A 21878-nucleotide genomic window follows, 5' to 3' on the forward strand; every position below is an offset into this window, starting at 1 on the left:
GGTCGACGGTGACGTGCCGCGGTCCGTCCGCGACGAGGGCCCGTCGGCGCCCCGGGGAGGCGCCGACGGTGGGCTCAGGGGTGCTCGAGCCCCAGTGATGCGGCCGTGGCCTGCAGCGAACGATGCGCGGCGTCGGCATCCTCGGCCAGATGGGTGCCCCAGCTGGGAACCATCTTCGTGATGGTCGGGCGCCACTGCTCGATCCGCTCCGGGAACATCTTCCCGAGCAGGTTCAGCATGATGCTCGTGGCGGTCGACGCACCGGGCGAGGCGCCCAGCATGCCGCCGATCGAGCCGTCGGCGGCGCTGATCAGCTGAGTGCCGAACTGGAGGACTCCGTGCTTGGAGGCGTCAGGAGCGATCACCTGGACGCGCTGCCCGGCGGTGACCTCCTCCCAGTCGGCCTCGCGGGCGTCGGGCATGTACTCCAGCAGGGCGTCGAACCGCTGATGGCGGGTCGCGGCGAGCTGGGAGCCCAGGTAGACCATGAGGTCGAGGTTCGGCGGGGCGACCGCCATCATCTGGGTGATGTTGGACGGCTTGATGGACTCGAACAGGTCCATGTAGCTGCCGGACTTGAGGAACTTCGGCGACCAGCCCGCGTAGGGGCCGAACATGAGCGAGCGCTGGCCGTCCACGTACCGGGTGTCGAGGTGGGGGACGCTCATCGGCGGCGCCCCGACGGCGGCCTTGCCGTACACCTTCGCGTCGTGCCGTGCGATCACGGAGGGGTCGGTGCAGCGCAGCCACTGCCCGGAGATCGGGAAGCCGCCAAAGCCGCGGATCTCGTCGATGCCGGACTTCTGGAGCAGGGGGAGCGCGGCGCCGCCCGCTCCGACGAACACCATCGGGGCGCGGACGACGCGGATCGAATCGTCGGCCGTGGAGCGGACCATGACGCCCCAGTCCGTGCCCATCCGGCGCAGGTCGATGACCTCGGAGCCGGTGGAGACGGTGGTGCCGTGGCTTCCGGCGTAGTCCAGCAGCTGGGTGGTCAGGGTCCCGAAGTCGACGTCGGTGCCGTCGGGGGAGTAGGTGGCGGCGACCGTCTCGGTGACCGGGCGGCCCTCGGTGACCAGCGGTGCCCACTCGGAGAGCCGGCGGTGCTCCGTGGTGAAGTCCATGCGGTCGAACAGCGGGTGCGTCGAGAGCGCCTCGTGGCGCCGACGGAGGTAGTCCACGTTCTCCATCCCGTGCACGAAGCTCATGTGCGGCACGGCATGGATGAAGGTCGAGGGATCGCCGATCCGGCCGGTCTCCACCAGGTGCGCCCAGAACTGGCGCGAGACCTGGAACTGCTCGTTGATGGAGATCGCCTTGGCCGGGCTGACCGAGCCGTCGACGTCCTGCGGGGTGTAGTTGAGCTCGCAGAGGGCGCTGTGCCCGGTGCCGGCGTTGTTCCAGCCGTCGCTGGATTCCTGGCCGAGACCGTCGAGCTTCTCGAGCACCTCGATGTTCCAGTCGGGCTCGAGCTCGGTGAGCATCGCGGCGAGGGTGGCGCTCGCGATCCCCCCGCCGATCAGCACCGCATCCGCACGGGTGACGTCAAGGTCTGCCATGGTTCTCCGTTCCAGCTAGCTCGGGAGGCGCACCCGGGGAGCGCTGCGTGATCTCTCGCGCGCGATGGGGCGGCCGTGGCGTCCAGCGTATCCCTTGTCGACCGGGTGGGCGGGCGCACCGCCGCCCGTCGGCCGACTCCGACAGGCGTCAGACGGTGACGGTGCGGGAGGCCTCGAGGTCCTCGAGCAGCAGCTCCACCCGTCGGCTCAGCAGGGTCGTGGCGATATCGATCCCGGTGGCCATGCCCACCAGGAGGGCGACCGGCCAGAGGACGGTGCACACGACGATCCACACGGCGAGCAGGAGGATCAGGCCGATGAAGCGCAGGGGCAGGGCCCCGGGGAGGAGGATCGCCAGCCGCCATGCCACCAGGAGGTCCTGACGACGGACTCGCGGGACCGTCATCAGCAGGGCGACGCTGACGGTGGACCAGGCGGCGCTCACGACGGCGATCCCGGACAGGACGACGGCCATCGTCGAGTTCGCGGTGCCTCCGCCGAGCACGATCCAGATCATCGACGCCGAGCCGAGCTGGACCACCATGAGGGGCAGCATCCGGAGGTTGGCGCTGACGAACTGGCGGCGGTAGCTCTCCCACATCAGAGGCAGCACCTTCACCGGGGCTCCGTGCCGCGAGGCGATGAAAGCGTCGCCCGCAGCGGCGCCGGCCGGCGCGACGCCCGCCACGATCAGGCCCAGCAGGCTGAGCAGGGTCCAGACGATGTTGATCCGCAGCACCAGGTAGACGTGCTCGATCATCTCGTTCATGTGCATGACCCAGGCAGGGACATGCGTCGGGCCCGCGGGCGCTCCGGATCGACTCATGGAGGAGAGGGTAGCGGGCGCAGCTGTGAGCTGTTCCACCGTCTCGCGCCGGAGAGACCCGATGTCTGAGAGTGGATAAAGGGAGATTCCCGGAGTCGGGGCACCGAAATCCGAGCCGTTTTGGAGCGGTCTTCCCGTAAAGGACCGATCTTTGGTTGACTGGTCCCATGGCATCCACTCCGCGCGATGACGCGCCGACCATGTTCCCGCCCGCTCCCCGGGCCGCCCGGGCACCGCTCACCCCGACTCCCGCCCAGCTGACCTGGCAGCGCGACGGGCTGGGAGTGTTCTTCCACGTCGGGGTCAACACCTTCGCGGGGAAGGAATGGAGCGACGGCACTCTGACGCCGGAGAGCTTCGATCCGAGCGAGCTGGATGCCGATGAATGGGTGCGGACCGCGCACGAGCTGGGCGCGAAGTACGTGGTGGTCACCGCTAAGCATCACGACGGCTTCTGCCTGTGGCCCACCGCCACCACCGACTACTCCGTGGCGTCCTCGCCCTGGAAGGACGGCCGAGGGGACGTGGTGCGCGAGGTCGCCGACGCCTGCGCCCGCTACGGGGTGAAGCTCGGCCTGTATGCCTCGCCCTGGGACCGCAACGCCCCGCAGTACGAGGACGCCGCCGCCTACGACGAGTTCTACCTCGCCCAGCTGCGGGAGCTGTGCACGAACTACGGGCAGCTGTCCGAGCTGTGGTTCGACGGAGCGGGTTCCGCCGGTCGCGAGTACGACTGGGATGCCATCGGCGCGCTCGCCGCCGAGCTGCAGCCGCAGGCGATGATCTTCAACATGGGCCCGGCGACCATCCGCTGGGTGGGCAACGAGGACGGCCTGGCCGCGGACCCTGTCGAGTACGTGACGACCTCGACGGATCTCAACAACTATGACGACGACGTCGTGGAGACCGGCGAGGCGGTCTACCTGCCGCCGGAATGCGATGTCTCCCTGCGCAAGGGATGGTTCTGGCAGCCGGGGGAGGAGCCCAAGTCGCTGTCCCATCTGCTGGCGATCCACGACCGCTCGATCGGGCTGGGCGCCAACCTGCTCCTGAACATCCCGCCGGACCGCCGCGGCCGCATCGATCCGGCCGACGCCGCGCGGGTGCGCGAGTTCGCGGCGGCGCTCGAGCAGCGCTTCGGCTCCCCGCATCCCGGGACGCTCACGGCCGACGGCTCCGCCGTGCACATCGATCTGGGGGTGGAGACGGACTTCGACCATGTCGAGCTCGTCGAGCGTCTCGAGGAGGGGCAGCGGGTCTCCGGCCACCGGATCCTCCTGGAGGACGGGACCGTGCTCGCCTCCGGGGGCACCATCGGCGTGCGTCGCATCCACCGGCTCGAGAAGACCGTGCGGGCCTCGGTGCTCGTGGTCGAGCTCAGCGGGGAGGGCGCGGTGCTCGAGGCGGCGTCCGTCCACGACGCGACCGGCGCGCCCGTGCCCGATTCTGCCATCGCCTATCGCGCGACGACGGAGCGACCGGACGCGTGATGTCCTCGAACCGGTGATCGCTGCCGATCGGGACGTCCGGCTCCCGATTCGAGCAGTGGACGCCCTCTGCGCGCGGTGAACACGCTTCGATCGTGCACCCCGTACGGAAGACGACGGGCGTCCCGGCTGCGGATGTTCTGCAGCCGGACCGCCCGTCTCCGGTCTGTCGAAGACCGCGCAGTGCGTGAGCGCGTCCGCTCAGGACTGCGCGTCATGGGCCTCCTGGTAGGTGCTGAGCAGCTGGTCGACACCGATCGTCGAGAACTGGTCGACGTAGGCCGTCCAGTCGGCGTCCTTGGTGAAGTCCGCCTTCCTGGTGGCGATCTGGGCGAAGCTCTGCTTGAGATGCTGCTGAAGGTTCGTATCGAGCTCACCGACCTGGGCGGACTGCTCCATGTCGAAGGCCAGCATCGGCACCTTGAGGTCTTGGCTGATGCGATACGGCTCGTACGCCTTTCCGGCGTCGAACAGCGACGGCTCGATCGAGGAGGAGCCGTCCTCCACGGCTTCTCCGTGCCGCTGCGACATCGACTTGTAGGAGGGGCCCCACTCCCACCACGTCTGATTGGTCAGATTGGCCCCCTCCGGGATGACCTCGTACACGGCCTGCTCGCCATCGATGCCGGTGGAGCCCTTGTCCGAGTAATCCCACCCGACGCCCTGCTCACCGCGGCCCATCGAGACCGTCAGACCGAGCTCGTACTGATAGTCCGCCCAGCGGATCATCTGGACGGGGTCGGGGCAGGAGGTCGTGATGACGAAGTTTGGCGAACCGATCTGGTACCAATCCCAATCGCAGGTGCGCACGCCACCGGGGCCGGCCATCGGCGGCAGGGGCTGCATGATGCGGGCCACGGACTCGGGATCGGTCATATCGGCTGCGGCCGTCCACGATCCCTGGGATCCGCCGGAGACCACCCCGAACCGCGGACCTTCGGAGCCGTCGCCGAGCTGCTTGAGCTTCTCCGGGGTGAGGGAGAGGGTCCCCGGTGCGAAGTGCCCCTTGGCGAACTGCTCCTGGATCCAGATCATCCCGTCCCGGTACGCGTCCTCGGTGGGGGACCAGGTGACCTTGCCGTTCCTCATCAGCAGGTTCGTGGAACTGACCTCCGTGAAGGAGCCGAGGAAGAAGTTGAACAGGTTCATCATCGTGTCGGCGTCCGTGACGGTGAGCACGGAGTTCTCCGGCTTCCCCGAGTAGGAGTCCCACTCCGTCATCAGGGCGTCGTACTCCTCGAGAGTCTCCGGCACCGAGGCTCCCACGCCCTCCAACCACGTCGTGTTGTACCAGGTCCGCACATTGGCGGACTTGCAGTGGTAGCAGTCGTTCATGGTGGGTACCGCGTACATACGGCCATCGGGAGCCGTGAACTGGCTGCGCATCTGCGGGAACGTCTCGAACATCTCGCGGATGTGGGGAGCGTTCTCGTCGATGAGCTTGTCCACGGGCAGGAACATGCCCTGCTGTCCGTAGGCGGCGACCTGGGAGGCGGAGAACAGGCCCATCCCGGTCATCAGCGCATGGGGCAGGTCGCCCCCGGAGAGCATCGCGTTCACCTTGGTCACGCCGTCCTCGCCGAGCGGCACGGGTTCGTAGGCGACCTTGACCCCGGTGGTCTCCTCGAGGTGCTGCGCGTAATAGTTCGTGGCGTAGTCGAGGTCCGGGATGGTGCGGCCCAGCATCGTGCACTCGGTCTCGCCGTCGCCGAAGGGCTCGAGCACCCGAGCTCTGGGCCCCTGATAGTCGGGCGGGTAGTTGATGCCCTCGACCTCGTCGCCGAGCTGGACCGCGAGCTCGGCGCTGCCCTGTTCGTAGTCCGCCCCGCCGACGATCTCCTCATCGGCGGCGCCGCTCTTGTCGCCGCAGGCGGCCAGCGCGGTCGGGAGGGCCACTGCCGTGGCGCCGATGGCTCCTGCACGACCGAGGAAACCTCGTCGGTTCACTGTCTTCGTGGTGCTGTCCTTCATCGTGTGCTCCTCCTCGAGCGTGTCCCCGGCGGGGACGGGAAGTGCCTCCGAGCCGGAGCTCGGCAGCAGGTGCGGGGCGTGTCGTCGTATCGGGGATCGGACGCTCGTCAGCGGGAGATCAGAACAGGCCGGTGCGTGTGATGCGGCGGGACAGGTAGTTCACGGCGACCAGCAGGATCAGGCCGATCACACTGCGGAACAGGCCGATCGCCGTGGCATAGCTGTACTGGGGGATCGGGCTGTTCAGACCGACCTCGTAGACATAGGTGTCGATCACCTGGGAGGTCGTGAGGTTGAGCTGGTTCTGCATGAGCAGCACCTTCTCGAAACCGACGCTCATGATGCTGCCCACCGAGAGGATCATGAGCACCACGGCGATGGGCAGGATCGCCGGGAGATCGATGTGCCAGATCCTGCGCAGATGGGAGGCTCCGTCGACCTTCGCCGCCTCGTGCAGCTCGGGAGGCACCGAGGACAGTGCGGCGAGGTAGATGATGGCGCTGAAGCCCGCTGTCTGCCAGACGCCGGACCACACGTACGTGTGCCGGAACCAGCTGGGGTCGGTCAGGAAGGCCGGGGCGTCGATCCCCACGAGCGAGAGCGCATGGGGAAGGATGCCCGACTGCGGGTCCAGGAGCATGACGAGGATTCCGACGACGACGACCACGGAGATGAAGTTCGGCGCGTAGGTGATCAGCTGCACCACGCGCGAGAAGTACTTCTGACGGACGGCGTTCAGCGCGAGGGCCAGCATGATGGGGATCGGGATGCCGGCCAGCAGCTCGTAGAAGGCGAGGATGAGGGTGTTGCCCAGGAGCTTGCTGAAGTTGTAGCTGGTGACGAAGCGTTCGATGTGGTCGAGACCAACCCACTCGGAACCGGTGAGACCGCCGACGGGCGTGTAGTTGCGGAACGCGATCTGGATCCCATACATGGGCCAGTAGGCGAAGATCGCCACCCAGATCAGGGCGGGCAGGAGCAGCAGGTACAGCTGCCAGTTGCTGCGGAGGCGCCGGGAGAGCGGAACCTTGCGCTGGCCGGGGAGGACGAGGGTCTTCTTCGAGGCGCCGGGCTCATCGTCGAACCGCAGCTGGTCGACGAAGTTTCCCTGTTCGGTGTCGGTCATGGTGCGGTCAGCCCTTCAGGGAGCCGATCATCATGCCCTTGACGAAGTGCTTCTGCACGAACGGGTAGGCGATGAGCGGGGGGATGGAGGCGATGATGATCAGGGCGTACTTCAGCTGTGCGGCCAGCTGCTGCATCTCGAGGACCTGCTCGGCGCTGATGCCGGGGACACGGGACGGGTCGAAGGAATTGCCCAGCAGAACGTTCCGCATGACCAGCTGCAGCGGGTACAACGAGTCGTCCGTGAGGTAGATCAGGGCGTTGAAATAGGAATTCCAGGTCGCGACGCCGTAGAGCAGGAGATTGACGGCGATGATCGGCTTGGACAGGGGCAGTGCGATCTGCGCGAAGAAGCGCATGTCGCTCGCTCCGTCGATCCGGGAGCACTCCAGCAGCTCGTTCGGGATCGTCGTCTGGAAGAACGTGCGTGTCACGATGAGCTGCCAGACGCTCACGGCGCCGGGCAGGATCATCGCCCACACGGTGTTGAGCATCCCGAGATCCCGCACCACGAGGTAGCTGGGGATCATGCCGCCGGAGAACATCATCGTCAGGATGAAGACGAAGGTGATCGGGTTGCGCCCCCACAGGTCGGCACGCGAGAGCGCGTATCCGCCGGAGATGGTGACGGCGGTCCCGATGAGCATCGAGGACCCCGAATAGAGCAGGGAGTTCAGGAACCCTCGGGTGATGTCCGGGTAGTCGAGCACGGCCTGGTAGGCGTCGGTGCTGAATCCGATCGGCCACAGCCACATCTCGCCCGAGGAGACCGCCTGGGGATCGGACAGCGAGGCGCTGACGATATAAACGAACGGGTACACGATCGTCAGGGTGAACAGGCTGAGCAGAACCAGCAGGATGACGTTGAGGACACGATCCGACCGTGGATCCTTGATCCGCCGGGGTGGCATGTCGGCGGCAGCACGGGGTGCGTGCGTCTCGGGTGCGGTGATGACCATCAGGGTCCTTCCATGACCTCGTCGTCGAGGAGATGGGGTTTATCTTCATGACAGATCGGAGGTCTGTCAAGAAGCCCTCGGATGTTCGTGGGCGAGCAGGGTGTCGAAGCGGCCGATCAGGCACTAGTACGGAGGAGAATAGGCTCCATCCGTCTTGCGTGCGCCGATATTGATCCGTAACCTGGAGCTAATCATCGGATGATTCGGTCGCCGTGGTGCTGCTGTTCGGTGCACCCGCCGACACATCGCCGACCCGATCTCGAGGAGCCTCTGTGTCCACCATTAGCGACCTGCGCGTGAGCGATGTCCGTTTCCCCACCTCGCGGGAGCTCGATGGCTCCGACGCCATGAACCCGGATCCCGACTACTCGGCCGCCTATGCCGAGCTGCGCACGAGCGACGGCGACGTCGGCTACGGCCTGGTCTTCACCATCGGCCGTGGCAACGACGTGCAGTGCGCGGCCATCGAGGCGCTCGCCGGACATGTCGTGGGGCGCGACGTCGACGAGCTGCTCGCCCATCTCGGTGACTTCTCCCGGGACCTGGTCGGTGACTCGCAGCTGCGCTGGCTGGGCCCGGAGAAGGGCGTCATGCACATGGCTATCGGCGCTCTGGTCAACGCGGCATGGGACCTGAGAGCCCGCCGGGAGGGCAGGCCGCTGTGGCTGCTGCTGGCAGAGCTGAGCCCCGAGCAGATCGTCGACCTCGTCGACTTCCGGTACCTCACCGATGCCCTGACCCGCGCCGAGGCCCTCGAGATCCTGCGTCGCGCCGAGCCGGGGAAGGCTGATCGAATCGCCCAGCTCCAGGCACGGGGCGTCCCGGCCTACACCACCACGCCCGGATGGCTCGGCTACAGCGACGAGAAGCTCGTCCGGCTGCTGCGCGAGGCCCGCGACGAGGGCTTCGCAATGGTCAAGCTCAAGGTCGGGGCCGATGTCGAGGACGACGCCCGCCGCATGCGGATCGCCCGGGAGACGATGGGGGAGGGCTACCCCATCGCGATGGATGCCAACCAGCGCTGGGACGTGGCCGACGCCATCACCTGGCTCGAACAGCTCGCGCCCTACGATCCCGCCTGGATCGAGGAGCCCACCAGCCCCGACGACGTGCTCGCCCACGCCTCCATCCGCGCCGCCGTCGCCCCGTTGCGGGTCGCCACGGGGGAGCAGATGCAGAACCGGATCATCGCCAAGCAGCTGCTGCAGGCCGGTTCGATCGATGTGCTCCAGCTCGACGCCGCACGGGTGGGAGGGGTCAACGAGAACATCGCGATCCTCCTCCTCGCCGCGAAGTTCGACATCCCCGTGTGCCCGCACGCCGGCGGTGTCGGGCTGTGCGAGCTGGTCCAGCACTACGCCTTCTTCGACACCGCAGCGGTGGCTGGACCGCGATCGGACCGGTTCATCGAGTACGTGCATCACCTGCACGAGCACTTCGAGGCCCCCGTCGTCATCCGTGACGGTGCCTACCAGGCACCGACGGAGGCGGGCTCCAGCGCCAGCATGCACGCGGCGTCCATCCGTGATCACCTGTTCCCGGAGGGCGCGGTCTGGAAGGATCCGGCTCATGTCGTCGTCGCCTGATCCGTCACCGCCGCTTCCGTCCCCGCATGACCCCCACGCCTGGTTCGACGACGCTCGGTTCGGGCTCTTCGTCCATTTCGGTCTCTACGCGATCCCGGCGCGGCACGAATGGTCGATGACACGCGAGCACCGCACCCTCGAGGACTACAGCCGCTATGCGGAGTTCTTCGATCCCGATCGGTTCGACGCCCCGGACATCGCCCGCCGGGCCCGTGAGGCCGGCATGCGCTACGCCGTGCTCACCACCAAGCACCACGAGGGCTTCTGCCTGTTCGAGACGGTGCACACGGACTACTCGGCGCCGGACGTCTGCGGCCGCGATCTGGTGCGCGAGTTCGTCGACGCGCTGCGCGCCGAAGGCCTCCACGTCGGGTTCTACCACTCGCTGCTCGATTGGGCGCATCCCGATTTCACGATCGATGTCAGCCATCCGCTGCGCGACCGGGAGGACGTCGAGGCGCTGAACTCCGTTCGGGACATGGGCCGCTATCGCGGGTACCTCCATGCCCAGGTGCGCGAGCTGCTCACGAACTACGGGCGGATCGACTACCTGTTCTTCGACTTCACGAACCTTGAGCGCGACGGCAAGGGGCCCGAGGACTGGGATGCCGAGAATCTGCTGGCGATGGTGCGCGAGCTGCAGCCCACCTGCGTGGTCAACGACCGGCTCGGCATCCCCGGCGACCTCGTCACGCCCGAGCAGTACCAGCCGGCCGCCCCGATGACCACGGCGAACGGCGACCCCGTGCGCTGGGAGGCCTGCCAGACCACCAACGGATCCTGGGGATACGACCGCGACAACCACGACCACAAGAGCCCGGACCTGCTGGTGCGGATGCTCGTGGACTCCGTGGCCAAGGCCGGGAACCTGCTGCTGAACGTCGGGCCCGATGGTCGGGGCGCCGTCTCGTCGGCCGACCGGGAGATCCTGCGCCGGATCGGGGAGTGGATGGACCTGCATGCCGCGTCGGTCCATGGCGCGGGCCCTGCCGATGGCCTGGTCGCGCCGCAGGGAACCGTGCTCACACAGCGCGGGGACCGGCTGTACGTGCACCTGACGACCTGGCCGATGCAGCACCTCCACCTGCCCGGCCTGTCGGGAGAGGTGCGTTTCGCACGGTTCCTGCATGATGGGTCCGAGGTCGCCCTGAGCACGATCGACCCCGACCAGCAGGCCATGAACATGACCCCGGCAGGTCTGGGACCGGACGTGCTGACGATGACCCTGCCCATCCGTCGGCCGGACGTCCTGCTGCCGGTGATCGAACTGTGGTTCGATCGGGCCCCCGGCACGCAGAGCAGCCCGCCGATCCCCACCTTCGAGGAGTGAAACCCATGGAGTCCGCAACTCCCGATCCCGTCGAGTCCGCCCGCCACCGACGTCCCGGACCAGCCCGCCTGCCGGAGCTCGGCTTCGGTGCCGCCCAGCTCGGGAACATCTTCCGCGTCACCACGCAGGAGGAGGCCCGCGGCGCCGTCGAGGCTGCCTGGGAGGGCGGCATCCGCATGTACGACACGGCGCCCCACTACGGGGTCGGCACCAGCGAACGGCGCCTCGGGGCCCTGCTCGCGCCGTACCCCCGCGAGGAGTACCTGGTCTCGACGAAGGTGGGCCGCCTGCTGGTCCCCGGGCCCGGTGACGGTGACGACATGGACAACGAGTTCGCCGTGCCGAACGACGTCGTGCGCGAGTGGGACATGACCGAGGAGGGCATCCGCCGCAGCCATGCCGAATCGCTCGAACGTCTTGGCCTGGACCGGGTGGACATCCTCTACCTCCACGACCCCGAGGAGGCCCCCCAGGAGCACTCGATGGACGAGGCGCTCGCCGCCCTCGTCGCGATGCGCGACGAGGGGCTCATCAGCCGCATCGGCGTCGGCTCCAAGGATGCCGACGTGCTCACGCGCGCGGTGCGCACCGGCCTGATCGATGTGGTCATGATGTCTGGCCGCTACACGCTGCTCGAGCAGCCGGCCGCCGCCGAGCTGCTGCCCGCATGCCTCGAGCACGGTGTCGAGGTCGTGGCGGTCTCGGTGTTCAACTCCGGGATCCTCTCGCGCCCCGTGGTGCCCGATACGGCGAAGTACGAGTACGGCGACGCCCCCGAGGACCTCCTGCAGCGAGCACGTGAACTGGCCGGGCTCGCCCAGGAGCATGGGGTCGAGCTGCCGGACCTGGCGATCCGCTACCCGCTGCGGCACCCCGCGATCTCCTCGGTCGTGCTGGGCATGCGCACGGCGGACCAGGTGCGCCAGAACATCGAGCGCATCGACCAGGTCATCCCCGAGGAGCTGTGGGAGCAGATCGGTGCGTGAGGCGACGGGGGCCCGCGAGGCCGGCGAGAGCCGTGGCGATGCCAGCAGCCCCGACCGCCGCCTCACGGATCGCGGTACCGCAGACTCCCTCCTGCCCGTCACCCACCTGACCGACACCCATCTGCACCTGTGGGACCGCTCCGGCGGCGGGTACGGATGGCTCGAGGGGGCGCCGGAGGCGCTGCGCCGCGACGCCAGGTGGGACGAGGTCGCCCCGCAGCATGCGGCGCTCGGCACCACCCGCGTCGTGCTGGTGCAGGCCGACGACACGCTCGAGGACACCCGGGCGATGCAGGTCTCCGCAGAGCGCATCGAGTCGCTGCCGGGGAGCGTGGACCAGGTCGACGTCGTCGCCTGGCTGCCGCTCGCCGATCCCGTGCGTACGGCGGCGCTGCTGGACGACGCCGCGGCGATGCGCCGTGTGGTCGGGGTGCGCCATCTGGTCCACGACGACCCCGATCCCGGGTTCCTCGACCGGCCCGAGGTGCGGGAGAGTCTGGCGCTCCTGGCCGGCCGCGGGCTGCCGCTGGATGTCCCGGACGCCTTCCCCCGGCATCTCGACCAGGCGAAGCGCCTCGCCGGCGAGGTAGACGACCTGGTGGTGGTGCTCGATCACCTCGGCAAGCCGCCGCTCGGGGACGCGCCGGAGATGGCACGCTGGGAGCAGGCCCTCCGGGGCTTCGCCGGGCGCGCGACGACGGTCGCGAAGCTCTCGGGCCTGTCCACGAGCGGTCAGGGATACGCCGCTGTCGAGGATCTCCGCGCCGCTGTCGACCTGGCTCTGGACCTCTTCGGGCCGGAGCGGCTGATGTTCGGCAGCGACTGGCCGATCGCCCCCGTGCCCTTCGATCTCGGATCCGGCACGGGCGATCTGCTGGCGCTGCTGGCGGAGCTGCCGGATGCGGACCGCGAGCTGGTCCTGCACGGCACAGCGGAGCGCGTCTACCGGCGAGCGGCCGACGACCGGCCCTGGCCCAGTCTCAGCCCCTGACCCAGACCCGGTTCCTCACCCGGCCCCAGGCCTGCATCTGCACCCGGACGACGGTGCTGGCGAACGTGCTGGCGCTCGCGGCGGCTCCGGTGCTGCGGCGGGCGCGGCACCGCGGCGGGCGCGACGTCGGTCAGGCGACCGTGGCGCCCTTCTGGATCCAGCTCTCGACGCCGCCGATGTGTGCGGCGGCATGCACCCGCGCGAGGTCTCCGCGCCCGGCCTTCAGGGCGTCGAGGATGCGGCGGTGCTCGGCGAGCGTGGACTCCACGGCGGCATCCTCCGTGAGCCCTCTCCAGACCCGGGCCCGGGCGGTCGCGCTCGCGAGGCCCTCGAGCATCGAGGTGAGATAGGCGTTGGGGCAGCGACTGGTGATGAGCTGATGGAAGTCGATGTCCGCCTGCACCAGCTCCTCGACCGAGGAGTGGTCGGACAGGTCGACCATGAGCTGCTCGAGGCGCTCGAAGTCGTGCTCGCTCAGATGCGGGCAGGCCTGCTCGACGGCCGTCGGCTCGAGCAGCCGACGCACCTCGAGGATCTGTCCCTCCCCGGACCCCTGGTGCAGGTCGAGGATGAACCCCAGGGACTCCACGAGCACGCTCGGTGCGAGCGAGGTGACGTAGGTGCCGTCCCCCTGGCGCACGTCGAGCACGCGGATCACCGAGAGCGCCTTGACGGCCTCGCGCAGGGAGTTGCGGCTCACGCCGATGCGATCGGCGAGCTCCTTCTCCGGGGGCAGACGGTCCGCGGGGCCGAGTTCGCCGTCGATGATCATCTGCTTGATCGCATCGATGGCCCGGTCCGTCACGGCATGCGGTGCTGGCATCGCGTCCTACTCCTCGCTGGACCGGCGTACGTGCCGGTCACGACGTGATCGATGCTAGTCGACCGCGGTGCCGCGCGGGGCAGGTACCGCGCAGTCGCCCCTCCCCGGGCCCGTGCTCGGGGCTGGGCGCGGCTGGCAGGGCGGCGGGAGGCGAAAAGGGCACGATCACAGGAGCGGGGACGGACCGTGCCGGCACGGGGTCGGCCGTGCATCACGCCAGCGGCGAACAGGCGGGGCTTCCGCGCAGAACCCGCGTAGTCTCGATCCATCACCACCACCGGACGGGGGAGGACCATGTTCGAACGCTTCACCGATCGCGCCCGCCGCGTCGTCGTCCTGGCGCAGGACGAGGCACGGCTGCTCAATCACAACTACATCGGCACCGAGCACATCCTGCTCGGGCTGATCCACGAGGCCGAAGGAGTGGGCGCCAAGGCGCTCGAAGCCCTCGGCGTCACCCTCGATGCGGTGCGCGAGCAGGTTCGCGACATCATCGGCGAGGGCAACCAGACCCCGAGCGGCCACATCCCCTTCACGCCCCGCGCGAAGAAGGTGCTCGAGCTGAGCCTGCGCGAGGCGCTGCAGCTGGGTCACAACTACATCGGCACCGAGCACATCCTGCTGGGCCTGCTGCGCGAGGGCGAGGGCACGGCCGTCAAGGTCCTCTCCCGCCTCAAGGCCGAGCCGTCGGCTGTGCGCCAGGAGGTCATCGAGCGTCTCTCGGGCTACCAGGGCAAGGAGCCGGCCACGGCCGGCGGCCCGTCCGAGGGTCAGCCTGCCGGTTCGCTCGTGCTGGACCAGTTCGGCCGCAACCTCACCCAGGCTGCCCGCGAGGGCAAGCTCGACCCGGTCATCGGGCGGGACAAGGAAGCCGAGCGAGTGATGCAGGTGCTCTCGCGCCGCACCAAGAACAACCCTGTGCTGATCGGCGAGCCGGGCGTCGGCAAGACGGCGGTCGTCGAGGGCCTGGCCCAGGCGATCACCGCCGGGGACGTCCCCGAGACGCTCAAGGACAAGCAGCTCTACACGCTCGACCTCGGGTCGCTGGTCGCGGGTTCCCGCTACCGCGGTGATTTCGAGGAGCGCCTGAAGAAGGTGCTCAAGGAGATCCGCACCCGCGGCGACATCATCCTGTTCATCGACGAGATCCACACCCTCGTGGGTGCCGGTGCCGCGGAGGGCGCGATCGATGCCGCCAGCATCCTCAAGCCGATGCTCGCCCGCGGCGAGCTGCAGACCATCGGGGCGACCACCCTCGAGGAGTACCGCAAGCACATCGAGAAGGACGCGGCCCTCGAGCGCCGCTTCCAGCCGATCCAGGTGGATCAGCCCTCGGTCGCGCTGACCGTCGAGATCCTCAAGGGTCTGCGCGACAAGTACGAGGCGCATCACCGGGTGACCATCACCGATGCCGCGCTCGTGGCTGCCGCGAACCTCGCCGATCGCTACGTCAACGACCGCTTCCTGCCGGACAAGGCGATCGACCTGATCGACGAGGCCGGTGCACGCCTGCGCATCCGTCGTCTCACCGCGCCGCCCGAGCTCAAGGAGTTCGACGCCCGCATCGAGACCGCGCGCACGAAGAAGGAGGAGGCGATCGACGGGCAGGACTTCGAGCTCGCCGCCTCCCTGCGTGATGAGGAGCAGCAGCTCAAGACGCAGCGCGAGGAGAAGGAGAAGGCCTGGCGCCACGGTGAGACCGACGCGGTGACCACGGTCTCCGAGGAGGTCATCGCCGAGGTGCTCGCCGCCTCGACCGGCATCCCGATCGTGAAGCTCACCGAGGAGGAATCCTCGCGTCTGCTCAACATGGAGGACGAGCTGCACAAGCGCGTCATCGGTCAGCACGAGGCGATCCGGGCGCTGTCCCAGGCGATCCGCCGCACCCGTGCCGGGCTCAAGGACCCCAAGCGTCCCGGTGGCTCGTTCATCTTCGCCGGCTCCACCGGCGTCGGGAAGACCGAGCTCGCGAAGGCGCTCGCGGAGTTCCTGTTCGGTGACGACGAGTCGCTCATCCAGCTCGACATGTCGGAGTTCGGCGAGAAGCACACGGCCTCGCGCCTGTTCGGCTCGCCTCCCGGGTACGTCGGCTACGACGAGGGCGGCCAGCTCACCGAGAAGGTGCGTCGCAAGCCCTTCTCCGTGGTGCTGTTCGACGAGGTGGAGAAGGCCCATGTGGACATCTTCAACTCGCTGCTGCAGATCCTCGAGGACGGCCGGCTCACGGATTCCCAGGGTCGCGTGGTCGACTTCAAGAACACCGTGATCATCATGACCACCAACCTCGGTACCCGGGACATCGCCAAGGGCGTCTCCATGGGCTTCACCGCGGGCGGCGATCTGAACACCGATTACGAGCGTATGAAGTCCAAGGTCCACGAGGAGCTCAAGCAGCACTTCAAGCCCGAGTTCCTCAACCGCGTCGATGACGTGGTCGTGTTCCCGCAGCTGTCGCAGGACGAGATCGTGCAGATCGTCGACCTGATGGTCGCGAAGCTCGCCGTGCGACTGGCGGAGAAGGACATGACCATCGAGCTCACCGACGGGGCCAAGAAGCTGCTCGCCGAGAAGGGCTACGATCCGGTCCTCGGAGCGCGGCCCCTGCGCCGCACGATCCAGCGCGACATCGAGGACGTCCTCTCGGAGAAGATCCTCTTCGGCCAGGTCCACGTGGGCGACACGATCGTCGTCGACGCGGAGGGCGAGGGTCTCCTCGGCGAGCTGACCTTCAACCGTCGTGACGAGAACGGTGTTCTCGAGTCGATCACCGAGCTGGTCGACGTGGCGTCGGTGACCAAGGCCCGTGCCGAGGAGGTGTCCCGTCCTGACGGGACGGCGAACTCGGACACGGACAACGCGGAGGCCAGCGCCTCCTGACCGGTGCGAGGCCGGCCCGGTCCTCTCGGACGGGGCCGGCCTCTCCAGGTCGCGGCGGGGGCGCAGGCGCCCGCCGCAGCATGTACCGCTCGACGGGCTCCGCCCGCGGCGGAGCCCGTCGCAGGGCGGCGCGACCGAGACGGTGCTGAGGCCGTCACCAGGACCGAGCAACCGGAGGGGCAGATCGCATGGGCGGATTCGTCGACTGGATGCTGTCCCTGACCGGCCAGGTCGAGGACTGGATCATGGTCGTCGCCGACGCCTGGTGGATCTACCTCCTCGTCTACGGCTTCGCGGCGTTCGACGGCTTCTTCCCGACGATCCCCAGCGAGTCGACGATCGTCTCGCTCTCCTCGCTCTGGTCGTCCTCCGGCCGCCCCTACATCATCCTGATCGGCCTCGCGGCCTGGATGGGGGCCTGGACGGGGGACAACCTCGGCTACTTCCTGGGTCGGAAGATCGGGTGGCAGCGGTTCAAATTCCTGCGGGAGGGCAAGGGACGACGGGCCGTCGTCGCCGCCGAGACGGGCCTGGAACGACGAGCTCTCGTCTTCCTCATGACCGCTCGCTACATCCCCTTCGGCCGCACCGCGGTGAACCTGGTCGCCGGAGCGGTCCGCTACCCGCACAAGGAGTTCTGGCCCCGGTCGTTGCTGTCCACCTTCGTGTGGGCGGTCTACTCCTGCGCCATCGGTGCGGTGGCGGGCGCCTGGTTCGGTGAGCACCATCTGCTGGCGATCACCGCAGCGCTGGTGGCAGCCGTGGTGCTCGCCCTCGTCGTGGAGCGCGTGATCAACGCCGTGCACAAGGCGCTGGACCGGCGGGCGGACAGGAACGCCGGTGACGCGGCAGGGGCCGGCGACGCCGCTGCATCCGACCACATTGCTGGCGCCGACCACGCTGCTGGCACGGATGGCACTGCTGACGCCGACCACACTGCCGACACGGACGGCACTGCTGGCGCCGAGGAAGCGGCTGGTAGCGCGCACACGGCTGATGCTGACCGTGCGGCGTCTCCTGGCCACCCCGCGGATCCTGGCCACTCCGAGCAGGCAGGCGCAGCTGAGGAGCCGAGCTCCACCGCGGAGGACCTGCTCCTCACCGAGTCCGAAAGCATTCCCGCACAGAGTCAGGACAGTCCCGCATGACCCTCACCATCCGCCCGGCGCTGCCTGCTGACGTCCGCGGGATCAATCGGCTGGTCGAGCCGATGACCCACACGGGGATCCTGCTCGGGAAGGACCTGGTCTCCTACTACGAGGCCGTCCAGGAGTTCCTGGTCGCCGTCGATGATGAGGGCACGGTCGTGGGCTGCGGTGCCCTCCACGTGATGTGGGAGGACCTCGCCGAGGTCCGGACGCTCGCGGTGAGCGATGCTCAACGGGGCACGGGGCTGGGTCACCGCCTGCTGGATGCGCTGCTCGACCGCGCTCTGCAGCTGGGCCTGAGCCGGGTCTTCTGCCTCACCTTCGAGGTCGAGTTCTTCACGCGGCACGGGTTCGAGGTCATGGCCGACGTCGTGGACCCGGAGATCTACAACCAGCTTCTGCGATCACCTGACGAGGGCATCGCGGAGTTCCTCGACCTGGCACGGGTCAAGCCCAACACCCTCGGCAACACCCGCATGATCAAGGCATTGCTCGCGGGCGACTGACCGACACGAGCATCTGGACTACTGGCCGGCGAGCACCCGGGCGCCTCAGGGGAGCCTGAGCCGTCCTGCCGAGCGCACGGCCAGCCCGTCGGCCACGAGCGAGGCCTCGCATCGGGCGACCCGCTCAGGATCTGCGGCGTCCAGGGTGAGCAGCGCCGCGTGCGTCGCCTCCCCGTCGCGTCGCAGCACAGCCATGATCTGTCCCCGAAGCTGTCGATCGGTGCCCTCGAAGGCCTGGCGACGACGGGACCCCTCGGGCGCCGCCGGGCTGCCCGCGGCCACCCATGCGCACCCGGCCTCGGCCAGCGGGCACTGCGCGCACCGCGGAGACCGTGCCGTGCACACGAGCGCCCCGAGCTCCATCACGGCCTGGTTCCAGGCGACGGATCGAGGAGGCTGCGGGGGAAGGCTCCTGGTGGCCAGCGCGCGTTCGGCGGCGGAGTAGGACGGGGCGGGGAGGGCGAGTCCCTGCACGCTGCGTGCGAGCACCCGCCGGATGTTGGTGTCCACGACGACTGCGCGCTCACGGTGGGCGAAGGCGGTCACCGCCGCAGCCGTGTATTCGCCGATGCCGGGCAGCGCCCGCAGCGCCTCGATCCCGCGAGGCACCACGCCACCGTGCTCACGCACGATCATCTGCGCGCACTCCTGCAGTCGCAGCGCCCGACGGGGGTAGCCGAGGCGGTCCCACGCGCGCAGGACCTCTGCGGTCGGCGCGTCCGCGAGATCTGCGGGAGTCGGCCAGCGCTGCATCCAGTCGGTCCAGCGCGGCAGGACGCGGACCACCGGGGTCTGCTGCAGCATCACCTCGGAGACGAGCACGGCCCAGGGGGTGGTGCCGTCGTGGCGCCAGGGGAGATCGCGGCCGTGGTGTCCGAACCAGTCGATCACGGTGTCGATGATCGTCTCCAGCGTCGGGTCATCCGTCGTGCCCTCGGCGACGAGCGGAGGATCGGGCTCGACACGACCGACGCGGGGCGGGACCTCTCGGTCCCGCCCCGCGTCGAGGTGGTGCGGTGCGTGAGCACCGGTCATATCGTTCAGGCCTGGGGCGGGGTGGTGCCGCCGCGCTGCACGACCAGGGCGTCGCGGATCTCGGTGAGGAGGGCGATGTCCTCGGAGATCGCGGTCTCCTCCTCCTCGGGGAGCCCACGACGACGACGGTCGATCTTGCGGGCGTGCGAGATCGGCAGCACGAAGACGAAGTAGACGACGGCCGCGGTGATCAGGAACGCGATGATCGCGGAGAGGATCGCGCCGATGTCGACCAGGGTCGCGTCGTTGGTGATCTTGAAGGCGAGGCCGTTGACGTTGCCGCCGCCGAAGACGTTGATGATCGGCTGGATCAGGTTTTCCACGAACGCGCCGATGAGCGCGGTGAACGCGGAGCCGATCACGACACCGACCGCGAGGTCGATGACGTTGCCCTGCATGACGAAGTCCTTGAAGCCCTTCATGGGACATCCTTACTGAGGAGGGGAGGGAGACGGACCGTCGACATGGTCCATCGGGACTCTAACCGATCAGGGAGATGCTCATCCATCCTTCGTGGAGGGAGTGGGCGAGGTCTCCTGACCGTGTCCGCTCCACAGCGACCAGGACGTCCGTCGAGACGCTTCCTCCCGGGGGCACGATCGAGGAGCCGGCGGGCTGCGCGGACGGGAGCTCGACCACCCGCGCCGCGATGCGCTCGGGTGACGCGGTCCCCGGGCCCGAGCTGAGGATCTCGATCTCGGCACCTGGTTCCAGCCGGGGGATGAGGACCGCGGGGACCGGGACGGCCATCAGGACGAACCCGTCGGGCAGCTCCGTCGGGCCCCCGCCCGTGAGCGCCCCGGGAAGCACTGGTGCACCGGCAGGCAGGGGCAGCGCGGTCTCCCGGCCCACCACGTCCTCCGGGGAGGTCGGCGCCCCGGTCGGCACCAGATCCGCCGCGATCCGCACCTCGCGCAGCTGGTGCTCGGACAGCTCCGTGCCGGCGGGGAGGTCGACAGCGGTGACGACGACGGTGCTCCCGCGGACGGACGGGGGGAGCAGGGCAGGGGCGAGGGCAGCGATCAGGAGTGCGGCGACGAGCACGGCAAGAGTTCGGCGGCGGCGACGCACCGAGCGTCGCAGGGGCGGGAGCTGGGCGCGGATCCAGGTGAGCATGCGGACGACGCTAGGTCGGCGCGCCGGCAGGATCTCACCGGGCGGGCTCGCGGTGGACGAGCTGACTCTGGGGAGGAGAGGTCACGGACCGCTGCGCTCCCCGGGATCGAGCCGTCAGATTCCGAGGGCACGCCTCGCCAGGATCCGGGCGGTCCCAGGCCTCGGTCACGCCGGATGATTCCCGAAGAACTGGCCTCGACGTGTCGGTGTCGGTGTCGGTGTCGGGCCGGTGTCGGGCCGTCGTCAGCTCGGTGTCAGGAGGCGGAGGCCGCCGCTGCGGGCGCAGAGGTCGAGGAGCCGCTGCTGGAGGAGCTGCCCGAGGTGGAGCTCGCAGCGGACGTCGAGGAGCTCGACTCGCTGGAGGAGCTCGACTCGCTCGAGGAGCTGCTCGAACCCGAGGCCACGGAGGCGGCGGAGGACGATGCGGAGTCCGTGGAGTAGAAGCCAGGGCCCTTGAAGACGATGCCGACCGAGTCGAAGACCTTGCGCAGGGCGTCCTGCGTGCACTCGGGGCAGGTCACCAGCGAATCCTCGCTGAAGCTCTGGTACTGCTCGAACCGATGACCGCAGCTCTTGCAGGCGTAGACATAGGTGGGCACGCGGAGTCCTCCGGAATGTTCTCTCAACAGGGCCGCGGACGACGCGACCGTGAGGAGTCTACGACCCCTGGATCGATCCCGGGGCTCCGGGACCATCGATCGTGACCAGGCAGACGAGGCCTGCGGCGGTGAGCGCGGCCGGGATCGGGACGTCGTGCTCGCCCCGGGGGAGCGTGCCGGCGTCGAGCACCTCGTCGGGATGCACGACCGCGACGACCTCGGTCCGGGAGGAGATCCTGGACAGAGCGCGATCGTAGTAGCCGGCGCCGTGGCCGATCCGGGTCCCCGCACGATCCACCGCTACCGCCGGTGCGAGCACCAGATGCGCGTGCGCGAGAGCATCGGGTCCATGGTGCTGGCCGGTGGGCTCCTTGCCGAAGCCGCGGCCGGGGGAGTCGACGAAAGGGGACGTCCCATCCCAAGACACCCAGTCGAGCTCGTGGCCCGCGGCGACGGGGAAGATCAGCTGGGCGCCGAGATCGGCGAGCCGTCGGGCCAGGGGCATCACATCGGCCTCGCTGGGCGTGGGGTGATAGGCGGCCACGAGCAGAGTGCTGGAAGGGTCACCGGACCGGTCCGCCCCGGCGCCGCTCTCCAGCGCGGCGCGCACCCGCTCGATCAGGGGCGCCGCGTGGGCGAGGAGCTGGTGCGACTCCTGCGCGCGCCGCTGAGCGCCCTCGGAGCCGCCGTAGATTCGTGTGCGCCGTGCCCGCACTGTGGTGCGGAGCACTTTCTTGCGAGCCGCCATCGCCTCGGTATCCATGAGCCAAGACTCCCATATCCCCTCGAGCACTACGCGGCCGCCGGACCTCGCACGGGTGTCATTCCCGCACCGAGTTCTTGCACACACCGGTCTCATTCCTTCTGAAGGCCGTCCCGGCATCTGTGAATGGCTTTATGTGGCTCTTCCCGGTTCGTGGTGATGGGGAGCGTCGCGTCGTTGACGTAGAACGG

The 21878-nt window shown here is 68.8% G+C and carries 19 protein-coding genes; 8 read left to right on the forward strand and 11 right to left on the reverse strand.

The features are described 5' to 3' along the window. Positions 1-74: 74 nt before the first annotated feature. Complete coding sequence (locus ABD093_RS00615) at positions 75-1559, reverse strand: malate:quinone oxidoreductase (RefSeq protein WP_343921904.1); 1485 nt, start codon at positions 1557-1559, stop codon at positions 75-77. A 148-nt stretch (positions 1560-1707) separates the two neighbouring features. Next, positions 1708-2385, reverse strand: a complete 678-nt coding sequence (locus ABD093_RS00620; protein ID WP_343921905.1) for a DUF624 domain-containing protein — start codon at positions 2383-2385, stop codon at positions 1708-1710. Between the two features lie 167 nt (positions 2386-2552). Between ABD093_RS00620 and ABD093_RS00625 the strand changes: the two genes are divergently transcribed. After that, the gene (locus ABD093_RS00625; RefSeq protein ID WP_343921906.1) at positions 2553-3875 is read left to right on the forward strand and encodes an alpha-L-fucosidase; all 1323 of its coding nucleotides are present in this window, start codon (positions 2553-2555) and stop codon (positions 3873-3875) included. A 198-nt stretch (positions 3876-4073) separates the two neighbouring features. Here ABD093_RS00625 and ABD093_RS00630 read toward each other — a convergent pair whose 3' ends face one another. The 3 genes from ABD093_RS00630 to ABD093_RS00640 form a co-directional block, all read right to left on the reverse strand. After that, the gene (locus tag ABD093_RS00630; RefSeq protein WP_343921907.1) at positions 4074-5843 is read right to left on the reverse strand and encodes a type 2 periplasmic-binding domain-containing protein; all 1770 of its coding nucleotides are present in this window, start codon (positions 5841-5843) and stop codon (positions 4074-4076) included. 118 nt (positions 5844-5961) lie between these two features. Beyond that, a complete protein-coding gene (locus ABD093_RS00635) occupies positions 5962-6969 on the reverse strand; it encodes an ABC transporter permease (RefSeq protein ID WP_343921908.1) in 1008 nt (335 codons plus the stop codon). A gap of 7 nt (positions 6970-6976) precedes the next feature. Then, positions 6977-7927, reverse strand: a complete 951-nt coding sequence (locus ABD093_RS00640; RefSeq protein WP_343921909.1) for a carbohydrate ABC transporter permease — start codon at positions 7925-7927, stop codon at positions 6977-6979. A 272-nt stretch (positions 7928-8199) separates the two neighbouring features. Here ABD093_RS00640 and ABD093_RS00645 point away from each other — a divergent pair, with 272 nt between their 5' ends. Genes ABD093_RS00645 through ABD093_RS00660 form a run of 4 tightly spaced genes read left to right on the forward strand, consistent with a single transcriptional unit; the run spans position 8200 to position 12820 of the window. Then, a complete protein-coding gene (locus ABD093_RS00645; RefSeq protein WP_343921910.1) occupies positions 8200-9513 on the forward strand; it encodes an enolase C-terminal domain-like protein in 1314 nt (437 codons plus the stop codon). Further along, entirely contained in the window at positions 9497-10843 is a 1347-nt protein-coding gene (locus tag ABD093_RS00650) for an alpha-L-fucosidase (RefSeq protein ID WP_343921911.1), read from the forward strand. The genes ABD093_RS00645 and ABD093_RS00650 overlap by 17 nt, the downstream gene beginning before the upstream one ends. Before the next feature lie 5 nt (positions 10844-10848). Then, positions 10849-11829 (forward strand): aldo/keto reductase, encoded by a 981-nt coding sequence (locus ABD093_RS00655; protein ID WP_343921912.1) that lies wholly within the window; start codon positions 10849-10851, stop codon positions 11827-11829. Continuing rightward, positions 11822-12820, forward strand: a complete 999-nt coding sequence (locus ABD093_RS00660; protein ID WP_343921913.1) for an amidohydrolase family protein — start codon at positions 11822-11824, stop codon at positions 12818-12820. The genes ABD093_RS00655 and ABD093_RS00660 overlap by 8 nt, the downstream gene beginning before the upstream one ends. A gap of 130 nt (positions 12821-12950) precedes the next feature. Here the strand turns inward: ABD093_RS00660 and ABD093_RS00665 are convergent, their stop codons facing one another. Next, positions 12951-13643, reverse strand: coding sequence for a FadR/GntR family transcriptional regulator (locus ABD093_RS00665; RefSeq protein WP_343921914.1), 693 nt, complete (start codon positions 13641-13643; stop codon positions 12951-12953). 294 nt (positions 13644-13937) lie between these two features. On the opposite strand from ABD093_RS00665, the gene ABD093_RS00670 reads away from it, so the two are divergent. From ABD093_RS00670 to ABD093_RS00680, 3 genes are all read left to right on the forward strand, one after another. Continuing rightward, positions 13938-16520: an ATP-dependent Clp protease ATP-binding subunit gene (locus ABD093_RS00670; protein ID WP_343921915.1), complete on the forward strand. Its 2583-nt coding sequence runs from the start codon at positions 13938-13940 to the stop codon at positions 16518-16520. 188 nt (positions 16521-16708) lie between these two features. Next, entirely contained in the window at positions 16709-17668 is a 960-nt protein-coding gene (locus ABD093_RS00675; RefSeq protein WP_226850467.1) for a DedA family protein, read from the forward strand. After that, complete coding sequence (locus ABD093_RS00680; protein ID WP_343921916.1) at positions 17665-18174, forward strand: amino-acid N-acetyltransferase; 510 nt, start codon at positions 17665-17667, stop codon at positions 18172-18174. Before ABD093_RS00675 ends, ABD093_RS00680 begins: the two co-directional genes overlap by 4 nt. A 45-nt stretch (positions 18175-18219) precedes the next feature. Here ABD093_RS00680 and ABD093_RS00685 read toward each other — a convergent pair whose 3' ends face one another. The 5 genes from ABD093_RS00685 to ABD093_RS00705 all read right to left on the reverse strand — a co-directional run bounded on the left by ABD093_RS00685 (position 18220) and on the right by ABD093_RS00705 (position 21687). Next, complete coding sequence (locus ABD093_RS00685; RefSeq protein ID WP_343921917.1) at positions 18220-19209, reverse strand: HhH-GPD family protein; 990 nt, start codon at positions 19207-19209, stop codon at positions 18220-18222. A gap of 5 nt (positions 19210-19214) precedes the next feature. After that, positions 19215-19631: a large conductance mechanosensitive channel protein MscL gene (gene mscL / locus ABD093_RS00690; RefSeq protein ID WP_343921918.1), complete on the reverse strand. Its 417-nt coding sequence runs from the start codon at positions 19629-19631 to the stop codon at positions 19215-19217. Positions 19632-19689: 58 nt separating this feature from the next. Further along, positions 19690-20325 carry an SAF domain-containing protein gene (locus ABD093_RS00695; protein ID WP_343921919.1) on the reverse strand — a complete coding sequence of 212 codons (636 nt, stop codon included), beginning with the start codon at positions 20323-20325 and terminating at the stop codon, positions 19690-19692. 254 nt (positions 20326-20579) lie between these two features. After that, a complete protein-coding gene (locus ABD093_RS00700; protein ID WP_343921920.1) occupies positions 20580-20924 on the reverse strand; it encodes an FmdB family zinc ribbon protein in 345 nt (114 codons plus the stop codon). Between the two features lie 58 nt (positions 20925-20982). Beyond that, on the reverse strand, positions 20983-21687 hold the full coding sequence (locus ABD093_RS00705) for a 5-formyltetrahydrofolate cyclo-ligase (RefSeq protein WP_343921921.1): 705 nt from the start codon (positions 21685-21687) through the stop codon (positions 20983-20985). Between the last annotated feature and the right edge of the window lie 191 nt (positions 21688-21878).

The sequence above is a fragment of the Brachybacterium tyrofermentans genome (assembly GCF_039526165.1).
Classification (GTDB): Bacteria; Actinomycetota; Actinomycetes; order Actinomycetales; family Dermabacteraceae; genus Brachybacterium; species Brachybacterium tyrofermentans.